This window comes from Leptospira ellinghausenii (assembly GCF_003114815.1).
Classification (GTDB): Bacteria; Spirochaetota; Leptospiria; order Leptospirales; family Leptospiraceae; genus Leptospira_A; species Leptospira_A ellinghausenii.
In genome coordinates this window covers 147,703-169,202 of sequence record NZ_BFAZ01000002.1, presented here as the reverse complement: position 1 = coordinate 169,202, position 21,500 = coordinate 147,703, and the positions used below count along the sequence as shown (strand labels likewise).

The following is a 21,500-nucleotide window of genomic DNA, read 5'->3' as shown; positions in this document are numbered from 1 at the left end:
AGTGTGGATTTGAAATTTAGTTTTTGCTTACCTATTTAATTTAAGTCGCAATCTCATTGGAGTGTACCTCTACTACATCTGTTAGACTGAGAACATATAAAAAAGTTGTCAAGAGTTAGTTTCCTTTTGCCATTAGGAATTTTTCCATAAACTCTGTGATGTCTCGAATGTTTCGGTTGATCATCTTACGAAGTTCAGGTGGTATATTTTGGGATTTGATCACTCGGTAATAATTGAGAGCATTTTTTAACATCTTCCGACGGGCAAACTCTTGGGCTTTCATGAGCATCGGTTTGTATTTATAATACGAATATTCCATAATAGAATAATTCTTTGATAATCGGAACGCATGTGGGATTTTTCCAAAATCATAAGTTAGAGTTAAAAACGGTGCATCATCCGCTTCTGGTGGTTTTAATTCCAAAACCCCATGGATGATTTTTTCAGGTTCATCCTCGGTGGCTTTTTCAGCCATCTCCTCAAGAGGCATGGGAGATTCTTCTTCCGCAATCTCTCCCAAATCCCCATCGACAATTTCAATTTCAGGACCATCTACATCATCAAATGAAGGACCTTCTGTTTCACCAGCTTCTTCTTTACGTTTACGATCCCTAAAAACTTCATCCGCATCAGGTAACCCGATTTTAATATCGTCAGCAACGAGTGGCCTATTTGTGAGTTCCACTTGGATGGGCATATCCGTTTCAATAATCGTTTCCGACTTATGTTTGTTAGGATCAACTGCCTCTGGTAGTTCTACTTTTGAAGAAATTAATTCGTCAGTTTGTGGATCAACAGGATCAGGGAGTTCCAGTTCCTTACGTAAAGAATCTGTTGTATCTTGGAACCAATTCGGTTCCTCACCAGTTTGTTTCCTTTCTTCTGGATGGAGGAGTGGTTCTTTTTCATCCCTTCTGAGATCATTTGGATCTGGTAATCCAATGGGTTCTAAGTCCCATGACTCAGGTAATTTTAAATTGGGTTGCTCAGGAAAGTAAGGTTTTAATAAATCATTGAGCGAAGATTCTTCCCCTTTTGCTTCAAATTCTTTTGCCTTTTTTTCAAGTTTTTGAAGTGCTTGGTTTTTTAAGAATTCTTCTCTTTCTTTAAAACGATCACGTTTCCGTCTGTCTTCCCCAGACCGTCTATCTTTCCTTCCTACTAAATTGTTTCTACGGTCAGGATTTTTCCTTCGTTCTTCACCAGACCTTCTATCAACAAGAGGTAAATCTTTAAACTGTTTCCAATCATTTGAAAAAAATGTATCCTCAGGTAAATCAAGCTCTGATACATCTTTTTTAGAAATTTGCTCCGCTAACTCCTGCAAGTCGAAAGGTTTTCTTTCCTCTTCCGGTTTTTGTTTGTTTTCCGGTGGAACAAAAAAGGGACCTACAATTCCAGAACCTGCTGGTGCCATAGGAATACCAGATGGAGAAGATGTTAATCCTCCAGCAGTCAAACCTTGGTTCAATGATTGTAATAATTGGTCTTGGTTTTGAACAAGTTTTGGATCAATGACTCCGGGAGATTGTGGACTTGATTGCAAAAACTGATACACAATTGGATGAACCAATTGGTTGCCACCTTCAACCGTTTGGTTGATTTGTGGCCCACTAGGAGGTTGTGGATCACTTTTCCCTTTGGGAAGTGGAGGTGGAGGAAACTCTCCCAAATTTTGACCAGGAGGTAAAGAAGGTTCTTTCTGCAAATTGGGAAAGTTAGGTGGTGGTGCATTCTGTGCAAATTGAATGGCACGAGCAATTGATTCGGCAAATAATTCGGATACTTCTTTTAAAGCATGCACCAAATCACTTAAGTCTTTGTCTGATTTCTCTATATTCCCTGGTGGTTTTGGTTTGTTTTTTTTCGCAGAATCCTTGTCCTGGGGTTTGCCATCTTTTCCAGTTTCTCCAGATCCTATGTTTGGATTGTCTTCTAAAAACTCTTCTAAATCCTGAATGTTTTTTTTGATTTTCTCTTTGATGTCAGCATCCGGGATACGATTGCCAGTCCTCTCAAAGATCTCAATTGCTTCCTCAACTTGTTCCGCTTCGACAAGTGCTTCTGCATTGAGTAGTGGCCTACGATGGAAACTATACTTCGAATTTTTAGAAATGATGTCATCTGCTGAAAAACTTATCTCGGGACTTTCTCGTCTGGGCCTAGACGGTGAATCATCAACTTCGGGATTTATTTCTCCAAAGTCACCTAACGGAAGATCACTTAGTGATTTAGGCGGTTTTTGTTTTTCTCGTTTCCTTCTGGGTGATTTTTGATTTTCATCACCACCTAAACTTGGTTCGTCGGAATCACCTTCAAAGTTTGGTAAGTCGGATAGTTTTTCGGATAACGATTTTGGTTTTGAATTTGGACTTTTGGTATCTGTTTGGAAACCAAGTTCCTCACCCCTACTTTGTTTGTTCCCTTTTTCTCGGGAAGACCGCCCACCACCTCTTTTGGGGGCTTGTACCTCATCGGTTTCATCACCTTGCTTCTGTTTGAGTCTACGTTTTTGCCTAGGACTCAAAGACGCACCGGACTCACCACTCCCTTCACGACGAGAGATCTCATCGAGATCGGCGCCAGCACCAGAGAGACCGAGTAACATCATAAGGGTTGTTAACATAGAAGGGTTCTACTCTTTATTTTCGAGGTTTAGAGAGCTGTAACTTAAGAAATTTACAAAGAATATTGCATTTCTAAGTATTTTACGAGGCTTTTTAAGCCAAACTGACTGCAAGTTCTTTTTCTGCTTGACACAAGAGAATTTCTTGCGTTCCATGGTGGCATGAAATCCGTTGCGAAAAAAAATCTCAGCTTTGCCTCCTCTCCGGACAATGCAGACGGGTTGCAGTTAAAAATCACATTCGATGAAGACACAAAAACTGCCTTCGGTGATTACACCTGCCCCGAAAAATACCAGGGTTTACCAGATCAAATCCATCCAGGGATTATCTCAACCATCCTTGACGAGATCATGGTCAAGATCAATGAAGCGATGAATTTCGAAACCACAACAGGGGAACTTACAATTCGTTTCCTACAACCTGCAAAGGTGAATGAACCTCTTCACTTACGTGGATGGTTTGTGAAAAAGAACAAAAAAATCATCGAAAACCGTGCTGAAATCGAAAATGAGATCGGCAAAATAGTGGCCCGCGGAAAAGGTAAATATATCGAAGCTGAAGACTGATTATGCCGATGTGGTGGAATTGGTAGACGCAGTGGATTCAAAATCCACCGATGGCAACATCATGCCGGTTCGATTCCGGCCATCGGTACCAAAAGTTATTTAGTTCGAAATCTCGTACAAGCTTTTTGATAAAACTCTTTTTCGATTTTATCAATTGCTTGTAAAACGAGAACCATTTCTTCTTTCTTAAGCAAATCAAAAATCTTCTGACCTTCCTTAAGAATTGAAACTCCAAGTGAAATTCCATTTTTATCATTCTCCGTATAGAGAGATTGTTTCGATTCCATCTTCACTAAGATATCTTCCATAATCAAAACGATCTTTCGAACGAGTTCTTTGTCAGAAAAAATCGAAAATAGAGCACAAACATCTTTTCGAAATGCATCTGCTTTCTCCCTTTCCACAAAGGAAATGAGTTTCTCCATGGCAAAGTTGGATTCTAAAAATGTTTTTGGATTCTCCTGTGCATCGAGTGCCAACACCAATTCTTCCTCAAAACTATGTGCTGTCACATAGGAATGCAGTGCTGACATCCCAGCTTTTAATGCCATGGGAAAATGTTTTCCAAACCGAAAGATCGACAAAGCCAAGTTTCCGAGTATCCCCCATATTTTGGAAGGATGGTTTACAAATCCAGATAACGCGTCAAAGGCGGCATCTAACTTCTTTCTTTTTTCATAAGAAGGATACAAATATTCCAAAAAAAACGTTAGGAGTTCGTGAATTGTTTTTTCAGATATGGAATGGAATTCTGGATAATTTTGTAAGTTCTCTTTCGAATAACGAGACACCAAAGAATTTTGGTAGAGTTGGATAAACTCAGGGAACAAAGAATGGTGTAATACTTTAGAAGTTTCTTTTTTTGGCTTCATAGGTTGTTAAGATTATAATACGTCTTCAAAATAAGTTTCATAACGTTCCCAATTTACTTTTTTACCCTTGGGGTTGTAAGGAAGATTTGGATTTTTTTTCACATCGAGACCAACAAATAAAGAATAGATGCCCACAGCCAACGAGATGGCTGTTTCCTTTTTGTTTTGTGTTAAGTATTTGATATCACGGCTACGGTTCACATATCCTATTTCAATAAAAGCACAAAGGGCATTGGTATAAGTAGGTAAACTATAGGTAGAAATATATGGTTTTTGGATGGGACCAAGTTCTGGATAGGGCGAATCTTTTTCTTTTAATTGGATGGGAAGCCCGTATTGGACAAACCGCATGAGTTCTCTAGTCACATAATGGTTGTCACCTCCAAATCCTTCTTTTCCACCTTCCCTTCTCCACTCTTCCTTTTTCCCCATTTCCCTTTCCCAAAATCGGCCCGACTCTAAAAACTCTTCGTGTGTTTTGGCATAAGGACCTTTTTTCCCAATATTTTTTTCCCAATTGGGATCATCTGCATATTTCCAACTAATCATGTTTTGGCGGTAACCTTCAAACTTGGAAAGGTCAGTTTCTTTTCCATTTTTTTTAGACCAATATCCATGGAGATAAATCCAAGTATCCGCGGTGGCATTTTCTAATTTACTCCAACCCGAATGGAATATGAGCCAATCAGACCAAGGACCTTTTAAGAATCCATTGGGGGATTTTTGTTTGTCAGATATTTTTTTTAAGTTAGAAAAGGTTTTGTAACCAGGAGTGAGGACTGCTGCCATTCCTCCTTTTTGGCCTTTACTTGCTGGGTTTAAGTGAAGGGATAAAACCAAATGGGGTTTTAGTTCATTGATTTTAGACAACCTTCCTTTTTTTCTGATTCCAGATTTGGGATCTGGAAAATCATAAAGACGGTAGGGTGCATTTGGATCGTCGGATGGGGCATCATCATCAAATGAGGATTCTCTTGTTAGGTGGCTTATAAGTTTCACTCGAGTGAATTCATTTTTTTTGGAAAATAATTTAAGATAACTTTCGAATTCTTTCCACCCAACATCGGTCTCAGTTAATTTTAATACCTTATGGACTTCTTTTGCTAAATCGAGTACAACCTTTCTTTCCGTAATACTTCCATTTTCTGTGCCCTGTTTGTATGTTTCTAAATAGGTTTGAGTAACACTGTCATATTTATCTCCATGTTGTGCCTTTGGATCTTTGGCAACGCCACCATGGCCAGGATCGATCACGATACGAAAATTTGGTTCAGAAAATAAGGAAAAAGTAAAAATGTAAATACAAACTGGAAAAAATCGGAGTAAAAACGGAAGGAAGTTTAGATAAGATGGAGACACGCTTGTGCCATTCTCCGCCCTATAGCGAGCGGAGAAAAGAAAAGTTTGAAGGTATTATTTTGTGTTTTGGCTCACGATTTGATTTTTATTATCAACCAGATCTTTTGCATATTTATCAGTAATCACTTTTTTATCAGCTTCTTGTTCCTTGAAATCAGTTAAGATTTTGATTCCATAGTCTTTTGCGATTCGGTAATGTACGATAGCATCGTAATAACGATCATCCCTAATCATATCTGTTGCTAACCCGAGTTGTCCATAAGCAATTCTGAGTTTTTGTTGTGCTTCTGCAATTTCACGGTAAGGTACAACAGGTTTTACACCTTCTGTAGAAGTATCTACCAACTGTGCTTGTTCCTGTCCAGTAATGGTATCGGCACAATCAGCTAGTAAGTTTTGTGTTTTGGTATCATAACTTTTGGCAAATTTACCAAGGAGGGTGTTGATGTCTTTTTCAAGAATCACCATCGCTTTCCCAGAAGCAATATAAGCCCTTCGGTAGTAATAACGTAAAACAATTTGGTAGTCTTTTTTGATTTTATCTAATGCTGTTTTGGAATCTGGAACTTCGTCTCCAAAGTTTGCCGTAACAATCGTTAACAATTTAATTGAATTGATGACTCGGTCTTTATTGTTTTCCGAAATGTTTTTATATTGTTTTCGTTCTAAATTGGTTCCTTGGTCCAATTTGTCTAATTCTTCAAAGGATTCCTTTCCTTTTTCAGGTGCACCTGATTCCTGTGCCGTTACCGAAAGACTCAAACAAACCAAAGACAGAATCAAAAAACTTTTTTTTAACACGAAACGTTTCTCCTTAAACCAAGGAGCAGAATACACGAAAAGTTCTAGGTTTGACTACTATTTTTTCTACTTCTGAAAAAAGAGTAAACCGTCACCAACGGGAAATAAGGTATACTCCGAAACTTGGGATTTCACCTCATTCCAAAGTTCCATCACTGCCATATCGGATGGTTTTTTGGGATCTGGATGCAAAACTCGCCCATGCCAGAGTACATTATCAAAAACAAAACTGGCACCTTTTTTTGCCTTCGGCCAAAGGGTTAGGAAGATCTTTGGGTAGGTGATTTTATCACAGTCCACAAAATAAAAATCCGTATCGTTCCAAAAGGTTTCATCTTCCAAAGTATCCAAAACAGAACCTGTCACCCGAGTAACATCCATTTGGTCTTTTAAACCCATTTTTCCAGCATACACTTCCAGTAGTTGGGCTTGGTCTTCATTTCGGTCCACTGTGATGATCTTCGACGATTTAGATCCATAGACCATCCAAAGTGTGGAGTAACCAAGACCAGTCCCTAATTCTAAAATCGTTTTTGGTTTGAGAAAGGATACCAAATGGGACAAAACTCCCCCCGTTGCCGCCGTTACAATGGGTATGTTTTTTTCTTTGGCATAAGATTCCATTTCCGAAAACACAAGATTGGGTTTGAATACAAGATCTGAGTCAATAAAAGGTTCTAAACCTTCCACGTAAATGCTAGGTCTCGGTTTCATGATTTAGGAGGTAAAAACAAAGAGATTCGATCTTTTAAAATGGCCGGGACTTTTTTTCGCAAAAAATCATTTAACTCACGATAACTATAACGTTTGGAAGGATGAATGAGGACAATCGCTTCATTTTCAAATAAAGAAGCATGTTCGACTATTTCATCAAAATGGGTATGGCCCCACTCCCTAGCTCGACTCACATCTCGTTTCTCACAATAGTAGGTACATTCCATAAAAAGGATTTTACTCTTCCTTACATCTTCGTTGGCCAACACATATTCAATTTTGGAATCTCCAGAAAATGAAACAAGAGGAACTGAAATTTCTTCTGTTGGATCAGTACCGTTATCCTTTGATTTTCGAATTTCATCGGAGTTAAGGGATAAAAATTCTTTTTTTAACTTTCGTTTGGTTTCATATACAGTATATCCTTGCGATGGAACTCTATGAAAACTTTCTAATGGTTTAAAATAATATCCCGGTTTTAATTCCACTCTGTCCCCAAAATTCAGGCCATAAAGCTCACATTCATAATCAAATTCTTCTATTTCGGAATAGAGTTTTAAGATTTGAGAGAGTTTTGGCTCGAGTGCCTTAGGTACATAAATTTTAGGGATCGGGAGTTTGCGAAGGCTTCTTTGGGAAACATAGTATGGGATTCCGCAGGAATGGTCTAAATGCGCATGTGTAAGAAGGATTTTACCAATGTGAATTTTATCAGGATTGATGAATCCAAAATCAAACATAAAGTCAAGAGATGGGCATATGATGGAAGTGCGGATCCCACCCTCGGAGATCCCTTCAAATTTAATTCCTTTGTATTCAAAACTTGCTGTTAACATCAATCTTCCGGTTGGATGACTTTCACTGAACCTTTCCAGAAACTCATCAGTGATTTGGGACCAACTATGGTTGTGATCATTTTGTCCGATTGGAAATACAATTTTCCCACTCGTTTTAAGTCTGCCAGTGAAACATTTTCAATTTCTTTTCGAAAGTTTTGCAAATACCCTTCTGGCATTTTGTGGTCACGCCTTCTCACTTCACTTGATAAAGTTCGTTTATCATCTTCGAATTGAAAGACGAACTGATTGATGATCGCATTTTTTGCACGTAACAATTCATCCTCTGTGAGTGAATTGATCAGTTTTGGTTGGATGAGTTCTTTCATTAGGGATAAAACATCTTTTGCAGATTCTGACTTTGTCATGGCATAAAATTGGATGGTTCCATAATTTTCCTGAAAATCAGTGTTACTACCTGCGGAATACGCAAGCCCTCGATTGTTTCGAATTTCTCTCATGTAATACGAGTTAAACCCACCACCACCAATGATATAATTCAATACTTGAATCGCATAAAAATCAGGATGGTTGTGTTCTGGTAAAACTCCCATCATGGAAATGAACGTTTGGTTTACATCTTTTGTTACCAAACGAATTTCTGTACCTTCTTTTGTTACATTCGCACTTAAAATAGAAGGAGTGATCATTTCTTCTTTCGGTTGGATCGTTTTTGGTAGGTTCGAAAAAAATCCATCCCAAGATTTTAGATCAAAATCCCCTGTGATGAGTAACCTTCTTTTTGATTCAGAAAGGATCTGAGATTGGAAAGTGAGTAGTTCGTCCATACTCACTGAATTTATATTTTCTTTTTTCATGGAAGTGCCGGCAATGGTTCCGCGAAACAATGCTTCTTTTGCTTTCCTACTTCCTAGTGCCGAAGGGTTATCATTCCTTCGATTGATTTCTTCCGTTAACTTCCCTTTAGTAACTTTTAATAGGTTTTCATCCAAATTGGGATTTTGGAAAAATGATTGGATCACTGGTAATACAATCGACTCAGTTTTCTTTAAATAGGAAAGACTAACGATTGTTTTTTCGTAATCCACTGAAACGGAAAAAGACGCCCCATAAAATTCCAAGGTTTCTAAAAACTTTTCTTTTGGATATGATTTGGAACCAGACAATTCCCAGGTATCTTCCAAGATTCTCGCAATTTCGACAGGGCGTGAACCTAAATGTTTTTTTCCATGGTAGATTAGAATATCCGCATAAACGATAGGGAACTCCGAATTTTTTAACGAAAAAACTTCTACTCCAGAAGGATTTGTGGAAGAAGTAATTCCAGGAACATCAAATTCTAATGGTTTGATTTGGATATCCTTTACAAATTCTCCCATTTCTCGTGCGAACAATGGAGAGAGACAAATAATTAGTAAGATTAAGATTCGTTTCATTATTATTTTTTCCTTACATCCTCTAATACACCGATGACAACATTTTCTTTCGTAAGGTATCTTGGAATCAATGATTGGATTTCACTACTAGATGCATTCATAATGGTTTGGTATTGTTTGAACAAACCTGACCAATCTCCATATAACAACTGATAATAACTCAACAAGTCTGCTATTGTTCCATTTTCATCCAATGTTTTGATAAAATCCGATACCATTTGGTTTTTGACCTTATCCAATTCCTCTTTTGGAATTCCGTTTTCCTTAATACGGTTCATTTCTTCCCAAATGATGGACTCTATTTTTTCAATGTTTGCACCTTCATTTGGTTTAATGAAAAATACAAAATAATTTTGGTATCGTTCACCTGGGTAACCATTGGCAGCACCAATGCTTAGTACTAACTTTTCTTCCAGAACCAAACGTTTATAAAGTCTTGATCCAGTTCCAGAAGTTAAAATTGTTGAGAGAACATCAAAACTGGAATTATCTTTGTGAGGATAAGGAGGTTTTAGCCAACCCATCATCATTTGACTACCAGATGGATGGTACACTTTAAACCGTTTTTCACCAGGAAATGATTTTTCCTCTACTTTGTAATTGGGTCTTGGTTTACCAGGTTTTAGATCGGAAAAATATTTACGGATGATTGATTCCGTTTCTTCCATATCAAATTGGCCCACAATGGAAATCACCATTCTATCTGGAGTATAATGTTTTTTAAAAAATTCCTTAGTTTCATCAATTTTGAGAAAAGGAAGTCCAGTGGAATAACCGATTACAGGTTTTCGGTAGGGATGGCTTTCAAATGCTAAAGAAAAAAACTTTTCTCGCAAAACACCAGCTCCACTATCATCAGTTCTCATCCTTCTTTCTTCGATGACAACATCACGTTCTGTATAATATTCACGTAAAATGGGATCTTTTAATCGATCGGATTCAATTTTTGCCCATATTTCGATTCTGTTGTTTGGCAATTGGATTTGGTAATTGGTTACATCTTGCGAGGTGTAAGCATTAAATCCAACTTCTCCATTTTGTTCATAAATATAAGAATCTTCATTTTTCACGATGAACTCATCTTGTAATTGGATGAGATTTTTTAACCTTCGATTTAATGTTTCGATTTCAGATTCCAAAGAAGTCGGAACCATCTCCCCTCTCGTTAACAAATCCCTTCTTTGTAATTTTAAATTGTCGAGTTCTGTTCCCCAAACTTCGATTTGTTTTTGGTATTTTTCTTCCTTTTGGTAGTCAGATGTGCCTACAAATTTGGTGCCTTTGAAAAGCATATGTTCCAATAAATGGGCAGTCCCTGCTTCTTCAGGTGTTTCGTCCACAGCACCCACCAAAAATTTGATATAAAGTGCAACTGTCGGGGAAGTTCCGCGTTTCATCATCACAACCTTCAGTCCATTTTCTAATTGAATGGTTTTGATTTTTTCGCGGAATTGGGACTCGGAGGTTCCAAAAAAAGAATCCTCTGAAAAAAGAGGTAAAAATTGTAGAAGGAAACAAAGGAAAAAGATTCGTAATTTCGACATCATCTACTAGTCTTGAAGTTGGAAATGGTTCGTAAACTTCTAATTTTAAGTCTCTTTTGTTCCTGCCGCCTCTTTACCATAGCTGATCCCAATTATGTGGAACGTGCCTTACAAAACGAATCGGATGAAGGTTTTATCTCAAGAGAATTTTTCCAAATCAAAGTAGAGATTCCTGTTACCTATCGTGAGATCGCAGGAAAAGATAGAAGAGAAGACTGTAAAAAAAGAGCATTTGTAGAAAGAGAAACCCTTAGTCTACCGTTCCTTCTCAAAATCCAGCGGCAACAGCATAAATTTGGGGAAGGTTTTGATTCTTACTCGAAGTCTTTGGAAGGTAAAGATCGACAAACAAGGCTCATTACAAATGCACCTCAATTCCCTATGACAACTGGAACAGGAACCACTCCAACACAAACTACAACCACAACTCAAACAACTAATTCAACCCAAGCAAACTCACAAAACGTTGATCCCAATCTCCAAAGTTCGTCCCAAAATACGACAACCAATCCTAACCAGAACCTAGACGGAGTTAGGGGGATTCCCCAAACTCAAAAAAAGAACGATAGAGAAAACATTCACAACTTTGCCTGGTTTTTCGACAGTTTACACTTATACAAAGAAGATTACTCTGACCCAACAAAATGTGCTTTCCTATTCCGAAATATCCAACCTAAATTAATGGAACGTGTGGAAAAAACACCGATCTCTGATTTCAGGAAACAATAGATGAACAAACACCTAACAATTGCATTGCTATCAATTTCGATTTCTTTTCTTTTTTTTCAATGTAAATCCAAGGAAATAAAAGAAACAAATGAACCCAAAGAAACGATAGAAACCAAACCAGAAGAGTCTCCACTCGTCATTGAGTTTACAAAGGCAAAAGAAGGTTTTATAACAGAAAGTTTATTCCAGGTAGCTGTTTCGAGTGTCCTCCCAACAGAAAAAGAAAGAGAAGAAGAAGCTAAGTCAATTGCAGAACAAAAATCACTCAACCTACTCAAAACATATACCATTCCCAACTTATCTGACAAAGGGAAAAAGGAACTGAGAGATATCTCGAAAGAAGGAAAAATCGTCAACAAAAACGTTTCCGTTGGTGGTAGGTACTTTTTTCTTTACCAAATCCAAAAACCAAACTTAAAACGTCTTGTGACTAAAGATTTAGAATAACACTGATTAGATGGAAAATGTTTTTGTAACTTTTGCAGGAATACAGATATTCTTAAGAAAGTTACAATAAAAAAGTTTTCCTTCCATTAACAATTTCCCTTTTCCTTCCACTTGGAAGGTTAAGGGTTTCACATATTCAAAGTATTCTGGTTTTTTGGGATGTGTTGGTCCCGTTAGTTTTAATTCTGCAGCCGTTACCTTAAGTCCTTCCGAACCTGATAAAAAAATTCGATGAGGGGCTTCCATTTGAAATCCAAAATCTTTAGGTAAATACAATTCTAACTCATACTTGCCTGATGATTTTTCTTTAATGGAGACTTCAATGGGGTGCGATTCCATTGGTTCTCCAACTTGGACTTCCTTTGACTCATTACAACCAACAAAACCCAACAGAAAAAACGAAACCAACAAGGAGGATACAAATTTCCAGTTCATATCCATTAGACTTATAATACTTTCCGTAGGACTACACAACGGTTCGAATTTGTTCCCTTTTCATTATTGGAAACTTGCCAACAATTAGATAGTTTTGTAAAACTTTGGGTATGGACATAGGTTTTGTTCCAAACAAGACCTGTTCCTTCTGCCATTCGAACCACATCTTCATCTAGGTACAGTATCGAATTCCCTTTTTTTACTTCCCCCACTTCCATCACCATATAAGCACCTTTTTTCAATACACGTGCCGATTCTTTCAGTGTTGATCGTATAAATTCATTCCAATCATTAATATTACTAAAAATACTGAGTTTACGGTCTTTTGATTTCTCTATGTCTAAAAACCAGTGGCGTAACCAATTATCCCCTTCATAGTCAACTTTATCTAAAAATGGTGGCGAGGTTACAATCAAATCCACAGATTCTGATCCAACATTGGGAACAGAATTTGCAGAATTCAAAGAGTACAAATTGTTCTTAGAAAATTCATGATAAAAAGGTGGGATCGGCAAAGCCAAATCTCGTTTCATCTTTTGGTAAATTCTTGGTTTGATGGGCCTGTATTCCGGGTTAATCCCTTTTTTGGCATTGTTTTTAGCCTGAGCTTCTGGCGGTATTGATACTTGCGGGAAAGTATAAACTGAAAAAAATCCAGTACTATGCCCATGTAACCTAGACAATGCGATCAGTGAAATGAACTTCATTTCAACCGAATCATCGATTGCCATGTATTTTTTAAGATTCTTAATCTCTCTCAAAGTTTTAGGATGGAAAAAGGGTAACAAATTGACATCAAAGGGATCTTCATCCACTTCTTTGTCCAAATCTAACGAGTTTAATTTTTTTTCCAAATCAACTAGTTTGGGAACATACTGTCTCGCACTTGCTAAAAAGATAGAAAGTGGATGTATATCATTGTGAATCGCTGCATGACCTTCGATATTCGCTTGGATAGCCGTTGTCCCACGTCCACCAAACGGATCATATACGACTCTGTTTTTCTTTTTTAGAAATTCCTTCATAAAAAAAGAAGGAAGCTCTGGTTTAAAAGATGCTCTATAACTAACGGTATGATGGATTGGATGTCCTTGTCTTTGTTTTGCTGTCCAAAACTCACCAAAAATAAACTTATCCGAATCTTTAAGTAATCTGCCTGCTCCTGCCATCCTTTGCAAAAGCCTCCTCTTTCTTTCTTAAAAGATCGGAGGAAAGGTAAATCTTGAGTTGGATTTTTATTAAAATCTATGGGACATAGTTTTTCCAATCTGGGAAGTAAAAATCCATTTCTTTCATTGGATTCGAATGAACATGTACAATTTGGTTAGTTCTTTCATCCACAAAACGAATGCTATATGCATGTAACATTTGTCTTTCAAATACCAACTCTTCTTTTAAGGCTTCGGTCATACCAAAATTAACAAAATCCAAAAAGGTAGTTTCTCTTTTTCCATACATCTTATCACCCAAAATAGGATACCCCAAATACAATAAACTGGCTCGGATTTGATGGATCCTTCCAGTAATGGGTCTCACAAGGACCAAACTCATGTCCTTATCTTTGTTATATATGATGGGGAAAAAATGCGTTTGGCAAGTTTTTGATCCTAGAAATTCATCTGGTGAATATAACATTTTTTTTCGGATTGCAGAATGAATGTCTTTGCCGATATAACCATTTAACATTTGTTCTGTCTTGAAATTTCCAGAAACAATTGCAAAGTATTCTTTATACACTTCTCGGTTTTCAAATTTTTTCTGAAGCCACATCCTACTCTCTTCAGACTTCGAAAAAATCACGATCCCTGATGTTTCGCGGTCTAAACGATGCACAGGAATGATTTTTGGGTATTTGGTTTCTAAAAAACTGAGCAAAGTTTTGGTCCGATAACGACCCGCCGGATGCATGGGAAGATTACCTGGTTTTTCCACAAACAGGAACTCATTTGTTTCTTTCAAAATGGAATAATTTTCATCGACTTCAGGTTCGCGAATCCTTCCTGGAATTGGTTCGTATTCCAAGAGATCACCATCTAACAATTGTCTGTTACTTTTAACAAACTCACCTTGCACTTTAATTCGATTTTCTGCGATTAAAAATTCCCATTCTTCTAAACTATGATAAGGGAATTTTTGTGTGAGATAGGATATCACCGTTTTCCCGGCATAGGGAGGACGAATGACAGACTGGTAAGAAGTCATTTACTTAGGATCTTCTGGATTCTCTGTGAAGTTGTCATCCAAATGGTTGGCAAAAGGATCTCCTTCTGAACCTTCTTCCAAAACTGTTTCTGAACTTTGACTTTCCATAGTGGTCGATGTGGAATCAAAATTATCTTCGTTTGGTTCTCCTTCGTTTCCATCCGAACTTGGATTTTCTTTTGTTCCTTGTTCTTCAGGGTTCGGAACTTCTTCTTTTCCAACATTTAAAAAGTCTTCGAGAATCTCTGTATCTTTTTCTGTTAGGTTGTAGAACTGGCATCCAACTCGAAAGTTTGTTTCCTGGTTTCTGATGTTTTTAATGATACCGCGAATCGTTACTTTTTTACCAGCTTCCAAGTTCAAATCAAAAAGGATGGTACCATTTAAAGTAACAGACCTGGAAAAGGAACGGGAAGGAGCGTGGATAAAACTAATCCCTCCCATACTCAAGTCCATAACTTGGCAAACATCTCTAGATTCTTGGAATACGCCGGTGTTAATGATATCTCGACTCACTGCATTTGCAAATGTTTGGATTTGTTTGTACACTTCAAAATCAAGTGGTTTTTCGGATAACACCTGTACGTAACCTAAGTGAACATATCCTTTGTATTTGATGGGAACACAAATCTCAGAAGTATAATTATCAGGGATTTTGGAATTTTCGAAGATTCGTAAGTATTCATCAAACGGGAAAAAAGCTGGTGAGGCTGTCGATTTTTCTTTTCGGTCTACAATGAAAATATCTTTGTCATAATGGTGCATCAAGCGAAGACGGTTGTCCATCCTTCCTGCAAAAAAAATGGAAGAAAGTGGGAAAGCTTTTGCCAGTTTTGTACGGTAAGCAAGTAAAATGGCATCCACTTTTTTATCATCAAAACCAATGGCTTTTGAAACATCGTTAACATTGATTATGTTGTTAACAACCATCCCCGTTTGGATTTGGCTTACCTCAACCCTTGTTCCCTGTCTAGACGCTGTTGCAATTTGAATTTTAACAGGTGTAAGAATTTCGATACCATTTCCATCTCCACCTGCCAAATTGAAATGTGCTAAAAATTTGCTTCCATTATGCACAACAGTAAGAATACGTTCCCGAGTTGGAAACTTTAGATTGGTGTTGATGATGAGTGCTTTGTTTTTGAGGGCAATGATTTTGACTGGAAATTCTTTCTCTGAGTTTACGATATAAGCCGGTAATTTTCCAAATAAAGCAGTAATTACCTTCAAAATACCTTCAGGGTCTTTGATTTCTTTATCCATACTCAACCGTGTAGTTTATGAAGCAACATTGAGCGCTTAATGTCCACTAAAGTTTTTGCACCTGTCACACTCATTGACTGTTTTAGTTCTTCCGAATATTTTTGTAAAAGAAATCGTATCCCCGCATCCTCCCCACCAACAAGTGAAATGGCAACTGGCCTTCCTACAAGAACAGAGGATGCCCCAAGAGCCAACATTTTGAACACATCCATACCGGAACGAATTCCACCATCCACAAGGACTGGGATTTTTCCATTGACGGCTTCTGCAATTTTGGGTAACACCCTGGCAGTTCCAGGCATTCCATCCAAAACTCGACCACCATGGTTCGATACTACAATAGCAGAAAATCCACCTTCCACTGCTAATTTAGCATCTTCCGCATTCATGATGCCTTTTAAGATAAAAGGAAGTTTTGTTTTTTCTCTGAGTTGGATTAGTTTTTCCAAAGGCCTTGTTACACTCGATAAATTCTTTTGTACCATGGTTTTAAAATTCACAGCATCGATGTCCATACCGATGGCGAACACTTCGTCCGCCTCAGCTTGTAAAAATCGTTCGAGGAGTAAAGATTCATCTTCTCTTGGTTTACAAATCAGAATTCCTTTTCCAGAAACTTTTTTAAGTGCTTCTAACATAATTTTATATTTTTCTGGTGAAGCACCATCACCTAACCAAGCGAGGCTTCCATTTTGAGCAAAGGACCGAACAACAGTTAAGGCGTAATCTGCATCGGTCATGACAAAATTCATATTGGTACCCACACCAGTCATAGGTGCTGCCATAATCGGAGTTTTTAAATCATAACCCAAAAACTTGGTATGTAATTCTGGACTTACATTTTCTCGGATGTAACCAGGAAGGATTTTAAATTCAGAAAGGGCTTCATGATTATCTTGGAATGTTTCCATAAGTCCAACCCCACCCATTCCAGGTATACCCGATGCACAATTTTTCCCATCACAAACCTTACATACCCAACAGATTTCTTTTCCAAATCGAATCCGCGCTTGGTCTCCAATTTCTTTTTCTGTAATCGAAAATTGTTCATCTACCTCAAAGACAATGGTTTGTTTTACTTTTTCAAAAACTAGTTCTGCTTCTTTTAAACTGTCTGAAACAATGATCACGTGACCCGACTTATCAATGTTATTTGTGGGTTCTTTAATAATATCTCCAGGTTTGGACTGCAAAAAAACTTCCGATACACCTTCAATCTTTTTGATTTCTTCTACACCACGTATGGAAATCAGTTTTCCTGGTTTGGAAAGTAAGGACCTTTCAATTGACACTCGATTGAAAACTGGTTCTAAATTGTCTGGTGTTTCACCAAGTGAAATGAGAAGTGCTGCACGATTAAGATTCACTCCTGTTGATAAAGGATAGGTGAATGCTGACATAAAACCACCAGAAAGCCTGGCTGCAATTTCTCCAATTTTTACACCTTGTTTTGTGACTTTGATATCACCTTTCCCAGCACCCAAATGGATTCCAAGTGCCCTCATTCCGCCAGCCATCACTCGTTCCACTTCATCCAACACATCTTTTGGCATCGCCGAAGGCATGTTATGCCCTACTTCGATAAAATATGGTTCTCTTTCAATGATACGATCAGCAATCCCAGTCATATGGATTTGGCCTTGGAAAGCTAAAGCATCCACTGAAAGTTCCGGTCCTTCCATGTATTCTTCTAAAATCAATTCACCTGTGGGGCAAAACCGTTTTGCATGACGGAAGGCAACTTGTAAGTCATCACGGTTTGTGACCTTAATCACTCCACGTGCTCCCATATTATCAGCTGGTTTCATGACAAGAGGAAAGGATAACTCATCTAATGCATCTTTTGCGTCCTGCATCGACCACACAGGTGCAAAACGTGGGATGGGAAGTCCAAATTCTTTTAGACGTTTTCGCATCTTTACTTTATTGGATGCAGCTTCTGCATCAACAAATCGAATGCCAGGAAGTTGTAATGCAGAGGCAACAGCGGCCACTGTCATACTTGCATCTGTTCCTGCGGTGATCACACCATGGATTGTTGTTTTTTGTGAAAACTTCTTTGCCTCCCTTACCATACCTTCTACATCCTTTGTGGACATGAGGATGGTTTCGTCGGCAATTTGGAATCCAATCGAAGTGGGATTCATATCAGCAACTACCGTATGCAAACGCATGGTTTTTGCTGTTTGGATGATGGGAACTTGTAACAACCCTCCTCCGATGATGAGGATTGTTTTTCCTTCAACTGATTTCAAATGGGAACACTCTCCCTAGAAATTTCGACTTTTGATTTCACTTTACGAGTGATGGAACCTTTTTGGATGATTCCACCGGCATAAAGATAATCTCCATTTATTGGATAAAACGTAGCGGACTGACCAGGTGTTACACTTTTTACATCTTCTAAAAATTCAACTTTCCAAGTATCACCAAGTGAAGTCACCTTACAATGAACAGGTGCACTTCTGTATCGGATTTGTACCTTCATCTCAAGGGATTGGCCCGCTGACAGTGGTGCCAATGCTTGGTAGGTGATTTCTTCTAACACAAAAGATTCAGAAACCGTTTCTTCTTCCTCTCCTAAAATGACAGTTCCATCATCTTCAATGGAAAGAACATAAAGAGGATTTTTCCAAGCGATCCCAAGGCCTTTTCTTTGGCCAATGGTGAATCCTTCCTTTCCTTGGTGTTTGCCAATGATTTGTCCGGAAGCTAATTTAAAAAATCCTGGTGTAAACTGAATTCCCTTTTTTTTAAGGAAAGACCTGTAATCATTTTCTGGGATAAAACATATTTCTTGAGATTCTGGTTTTTCGGCAACGGGCAGCCCCATTCGCTTGGCTATTTCACGGACTTGTGCCTTGTCCATCTCACCTAAAGGGAAAACTGTATTTTTGATATTTTCTTGAGACAAACCGTACAAATAGTACGTTTGGTTTTTTTTCATATCAACTGCATTCCGAATGGCATACCTACCATCCACTTCAATCACTCGCGCATAATGGCCAGTGGCGATTTTATCAATTCCTAATTTTTTGGCTTGTTCAAACAAAGCACCAAACTTCACAAAGGTGTTACATTCTACACAAGGATTTGGTGTCCGTCCATCTTTATAATCACTGATAAAACGATCGATCACTCGTTCTCCGAATACCTTTTCCATTTTGATGACGTAAAACGGAATGTTTAACGAAAGACCTACATCACGGGCATCCCGAATGTCTTCTGGTGAACAACAGGATTTTTTAGTGGTATCACAAGCAGGTGCTTCGTATTCCCAAGTCCTAAGGTTGACACCAATGACATCGTAACCTTCTTCCATGAGAAGGCCCGCTGCAACAGCACTGTCTACGCCACCACTCATCGCCACTATGATTTTTTCTTTTTCTTTCACCTTAGTTCTCTTGGTGGATGATCCCAATACGGTTCCGAGAAAAATCCCAAAACAGAGGACGAGTCCTCAAAATACCAAGCCCAATCACCCAACCCTCTTCCTTATCCTTGTCCCCTGACAAATGGAAATTCTCAAGTGAAATTCCTGTGAGAAACTCTACGTTCTGGTAATCTTCCCGAAATCCTGATTTGGCGATGAGTGTCAGTGGTTCCATGGACCGCCAGTGGTTCATGATGAGAATGGAATTCCCTGGCCGAAAGACTCTCCTTTCCCCTAAAAACTCATCTCTCTCTCCTTTTGGTAACAAACTGAGGGAAGCTCCTGTATCAATGTGGGCATAAGACTGGAAGGATTTTGGGTATTCAAAGGATACAAATGTATGTTCTCCCTTGTGTTTTGTAACAAGGATTTTCAATTGGGTGCCGAGGTATGCATCTGGGTGGACACAAAAAGGTGAATTTTCTGAAAACCAATACAAATCCTTTTGGTCCCAAAAGATACAAGTTCCGCGGAAGAAATCAAGGCCCACAAGTCCTTGGATACCTTTGGGCAAAATCCCTTCCCCCCTTCGGATCATCACAACCTGTCCACCAATTTGGAATTCTTTGGAGATGGCAGAATCCGCTCCTTCATAAAAACTGATATTAGAACCTGTATCCCATAAAAAAGAAAAGGATTCATTCCCTGAATGGAACCCAAGCAGTAAAAGGGAAATCCCAGTATCTAACACTTGTATTTTGGTATGGGGAGGAAGGGTTCTCGGAAAGGGAAAAGTGGAAGAAATAGTTTGTGAGGGTTTGAATTCTTTTTTTGTGGGGGTTGGCAGACACACCCACAAACAGATGCTAAGAGATACTAAACCAATTTTTTGATACAACGAGAATGTGGGCATCTGGAATAATCTACCGTACAATCTCTGTATTCAATCCCTGTGTTTGCATCTTTTGTTTTGTATTCAATGAAACAAGAGTAAGGTTGGAAATTGAAGGAAGACAACCCAAGAGCACGATTACGGATGGATTCGTACACATCTGAGGGAACAGAGGGAGAAAGGTCTTTGAGTAGGTATGCAGGTTCTGCCATACTCTACCCATCGGCTATTTTTCTAATCTTTATAACAAATTGTGCGGTTTCGGCCAGAATGTTTGGCTTGGTACAAGGCTTTGTCCGCACGTTCAATCAGGTCTTTATTGTTTCTATCAGTGGCACGAAAACTAGAAACCCCAACGGAAAGTGTGACCTTTAAGTCAGAACCATCGTTCGGATTTTTGACTACCATCTCTTCCACTGCTTTACGGATTTCTTCCCCTTTGGCAATCGCTTCCTCTTCTGTGGCACCAGGCATCACAAGGCAAAACTCTTCTCCACCATACCGTGCAGGGATATGGTGTCGTTGTGCTTTCCCAATGAGTTGTTTTGCCACTTCGATTAGGACAACATCCCCGGCTTGGTGGCCATAGGTATCATTAAACGTTTTGAATTTGTCAACATCCGTAAAAAGCAGGGATAACTTGGTACCTTTTTTACGGCAACGTTCCATTTCTTCTTTGAGTTTGGTTTGGAAGTAGTGATGGATTTTTAAACCCGTCATCATATCAACAGTCGCAAGTTCATACAGTCTTGCATTGTCCACAGCAATCCCTGCAAGGTTGGCAAGGGTTGTCATAAATTCCTTTTCATCTTCCAAAAATTCTTCGGAAGTCATTTTGTCCCCAAGGACAAGTAACCCATTGACCTTACCTTTTGCATTCAGAGGGACAAGGATTTCTGCTCCCATTTTGCGAAGGTAAACAATATCAGGAATTTTGTTTAGGACTTCCATTTGCAGGATTTGGTCCATTGTAATGGCTTTCGGTTTTTCTTCAAAATAATGGATGAGTGGGCTATCGATTTTGATTTCGTAGTTTTGTTCGTCTGGGCTTAATTCAAATCCTTTGATCGATTGGGGTTCTAATTTAAAAATTCCGAGGTCTATTTCAGGCTCAAGGTACATGGCGGCATGTAAGGTCTGCAACTGCGCCAAACAGATGTTAAGAATTGCATCAATTAAATACTTATAGTCTAACGTGGAATTTAATGCACGGGAGATTTCCAGTAGTTGTTTTTGGTCGTAGATTTTTTTTTCGTAATGCTCAAAAACGATATCAGTGTTTTCTTTAAAAGACAAAACGCACCGCCAGAATTCTATATAAGATAGGAATCATTCGTTATATTTGACACCTGTAAAGTAAGATTTATGCGGAAATCGATAAATTTAAGCTGGGAGGTGAAATGGAAAGTTTCTTGATTGATTTTGTTGACAATAAACGAATCT

At 38.4% G+C, this 21,500-nt stretch carries 20 protein-coding genes and 1 tRNA gene; 4 read left to right on the top strand and 17 right to left on the bottom strand.

Going from position 1 to position 21,500, the window contains the following annotated elements; all coding sequences use genetic code 11:
• Nucleotides 1-115: 115 nt before the first annotated feature.
• Complete coding sequence (locus tag DI076_RS01355; RefSeq protein ID WP_108958249.1) at nucleotides 116-2,626, bottom strand: hypothetical protein; 2,511 nt, start codon at nucleotides 2,624-2,626, stop codon at nucleotides 116-118.
• A gap of 162 nt (nucleotides 2,627-2,788) precedes the next feature.
• On the opposite strand from DI076_RS01355, the gene DI076_RS01350 reads away from it, so the two are divergent.
• Both DI076_RS01350 and DI076_RS01345 read left to right on the top strand, forming a co-directional pair.
• Nucleotides 2,789-3,193, top strand: coding sequence for a PaaI family thioesterase (locus tag DI076_RS01350; protein ID WP_002973585.1), 405 nt, complete (start codon nucleotides 2,789-2,791; stop codon nucleotides 3,191-3,193).
• 4 nt (nucleotides 3,194-3,197) lie between these two features.
• Nucleotides 3,198-3,284: transfer RNA gene (locus DI076_RS01345), tRNA-Leu, on the top strand.
• Between the two features lie 4 nt (nucleotides 3,285-3,288).
• Here the strand turns inward: DI076_RS01345 and DI076_RS01340 are convergent.
• From DI076_RS01340 to DI076_RS01310, 7 genes are all read right to left on the bottom strand, one after another.
• Nucleotides 3,289-4,065, bottom strand: a complete 777-nt coding sequence (locus DI076_RS01340) for a hypothetical protein (protein ID WP_108958248.1) — start codon at nucleotides 4,063-4,065, stop codon at nucleotides 3,289-3,291.
• Nucleotides 4,066-4,077: 12 nt separating this feature from the next.
• A complete protein-coding gene (locus DI076_RS01335; protein ID WP_108958402.1) occupies nucleotides 4,078-5,367 on the bottom strand; it encodes an N-acetylmuramoyl-L-alanine amidase CwlD in 1,290 nt (429 codons plus the stop codon).
• A 111-nt stretch (nucleotides 5,368-5,478) separates the two neighbouring features.
• Nucleotides 5,479-6,225, bottom strand: a complete 747-nt coding sequence (locus DI076_RS01330; protein WP_108958401.1) for a hypothetical protein — start codon at nucleotides 6,223-6,225, stop codon at nucleotides 5,479-5,481.
• Nucleotides 6,226-6,291: 66 nt separating this feature from the next.
• Nucleotides 6,292-6,939 carry an O-methyltransferase gene (locus DI076_RS01325; protein WP_108958247.1) on the bottom strand — a complete coding sequence of 216 codons (648 nt, stop codon included), beginning with the start codon at nucleotides 6,937-6,939 and terminating at the stop codon, nucleotides 6,292-6,294.
• Complete coding sequence (locus tag DI076_RS01320; RefSeq protein ID WP_108958246.1) at nucleotides 6,936-7,775, bottom strand: MBL fold metallo-hydrolase; 840 nt, start codon at nucleotides 7,773-7,775, stop codon at nucleotides 6,936-6,938. The genes DI076_RS01325 and DI076_RS01320 overlap by 4 nt, the downstream gene beginning before the upstream one ends.
• Entirely contained in the window at nucleotides 7,775-9,172 is a 1,398-nt protein-coding gene (locus DI076_RS01315) for a M16 family metallopeptidase (RefSeq protein ID WP_108958245.1), read from the bottom strand. Before DI076_RS01315 ends, DI076_RS01320 begins: the two co-directional genes overlap by 1 nt.
• 2 nt (nucleotides 9,173-9,174) lie before the next feature.
• Nucleotides 9,175-10,719: a M16 family metallopeptidase gene (locus DI076_RS01310; protein WP_108958244.1), complete on the bottom strand. Its 1,545-nt coding sequence runs from the start codon at nucleotides 10,717-10,719 to the stop codon at nucleotides 9,175-9,177.
• 21 nt (nucleotides 10,720-10,740) lie between these two features.
• On the opposite strand from DI076_RS01310, the gene DI076_RS01305 reads away from it, so the two are divergent.
• On the top strand, nucleotides 10,741-11,445 hold the full coding sequence (locus DI076_RS01305; protein WP_108958400.1) for a hypothetical protein: 705 nt from the start codon (nucleotides 10,741-10,743) through the stop codon (nucleotides 11,443-11,445).
• Nucleotides 11,446-11,892: a lipoprotein gene (locus tag DI076_RS01300; protein WP_108958243.1), complete on the top strand. Its 447-nt coding sequence runs from the start codon at nucleotides 11,446-11,448 to the stop codon at nucleotides 11,890-11,892.
• A gap of 6 nt (nucleotides 11,893-11,898) precedes the next feature.
• On the opposite strand, the gene mpl17 is transcribed toward DI076_RS01300, so the two are convergent.
• From mpl17 to DI076_RS01255, 9 genes are all read right to left on the bottom strand, one after another.
• Nucleotides 11,899-12,327: a cell surface protein MPL17 gene (gene mpl17, locus DI076_RS01295; protein WP_108958399.1), complete on the bottom strand. Its 429-nt coding sequence runs from the start codon at nucleotides 12,325-12,327 to the stop codon at nucleotides 11,899-11,901.
• 11 nt (nucleotides 12,328-12,338) lie between these two features.
• Complete coding sequence (locus DI076_RS01290) at nucleotides 12,339-13,496, bottom strand: DNA methyltransferase (RefSeq protein WP_108958242.1); 1,158 nt, start codon at nucleotides 13,494-13,496, stop codon at nucleotides 12,339-12,341.
• A gap of 76 nt (nucleotides 13,497-13,572) precedes the next feature.
• Nucleotides 13,573-14,529, bottom strand: coding sequence for an RluA family pseudouridine synthase (locus DI076_RS01285; protein WP_108958241.1), 957 nt, complete (start codon nucleotides 14,527-14,529; stop codon nucleotides 13,573-13,575).
• Entirely contained in the window at nucleotides 14,530-15,792 is a 1,263-nt protein-coding gene (locus DI076_RS01280; RefSeq protein WP_108958240.1) for a PilZ domain-containing protein, read from the bottom strand.
• A 2-nt stretch (nucleotides 15,793-15,794) separates the two neighbouring features.
• Nucleotides 15,795-18,047: an alpha-hydroxy-acid oxidizing protein gene (locus DI076_RS01275; RefSeq protein ID WP_108958239.1), complete on the bottom strand. Its 2,253-nt coding sequence runs from the start codon at nucleotides 18,045-18,047 to the stop codon at nucleotides 15,795-15,797.
• Nucleotides 18,044-19,186, bottom strand: coding sequence for a tRNA 2-thiouridine(34) synthase MnmA (gene mnmA / locus DI076_RS01270; RefSeq protein ID WP_108958238.1), 1,143 nt, complete (start codon nucleotides 19,184-19,186; stop codon nucleotides 18,044-18,046). Before mnmA ends, DI076_RS01275 begins: the two co-directional genes overlap by 4 nt.
• A gap of 1 nt (nucleotide 19,187) precedes the next feature.
• A complete protein-coding gene (locus DI076_RS01265) occupies nucleotides 19,188-20,078 on the bottom strand; it encodes a hypothetical protein (RefSeq protein WP_108958237.1) in 891 nt (296 codons plus the stop codon).
• Complete coding sequence (locus DI076_RS01260) at nucleotides 20,042-20,269, bottom strand: hypothetical protein (RefSeq protein ID WP_012388329.1); 228 nt, start codon at nucleotides 20,267-20,269, stop codon at nucleotides 20,042-20,044. The genes DI076_RS01265 and DI076_RS01260 overlap by 37 nt, the downstream gene beginning before the upstream one ends.
• Before the next feature lie 22 nt (nucleotides 20,270-20,291).
• The gene (locus DI076_RS01255) at nucleotides 20,292-21,353 is read right to left on the bottom strand and encodes a sensor domain-containing diguanylate cyclase (protein ID WP_108958236.1); all 1,062 of its coding nucleotides are present in this window, start codon (nucleotides 21,351-21,353) and stop codon (nucleotides 20,292-20,294) included.
• Between the last annotated feature and the right edge of the window lie 147 nt (nucleotides 21,354-21,500).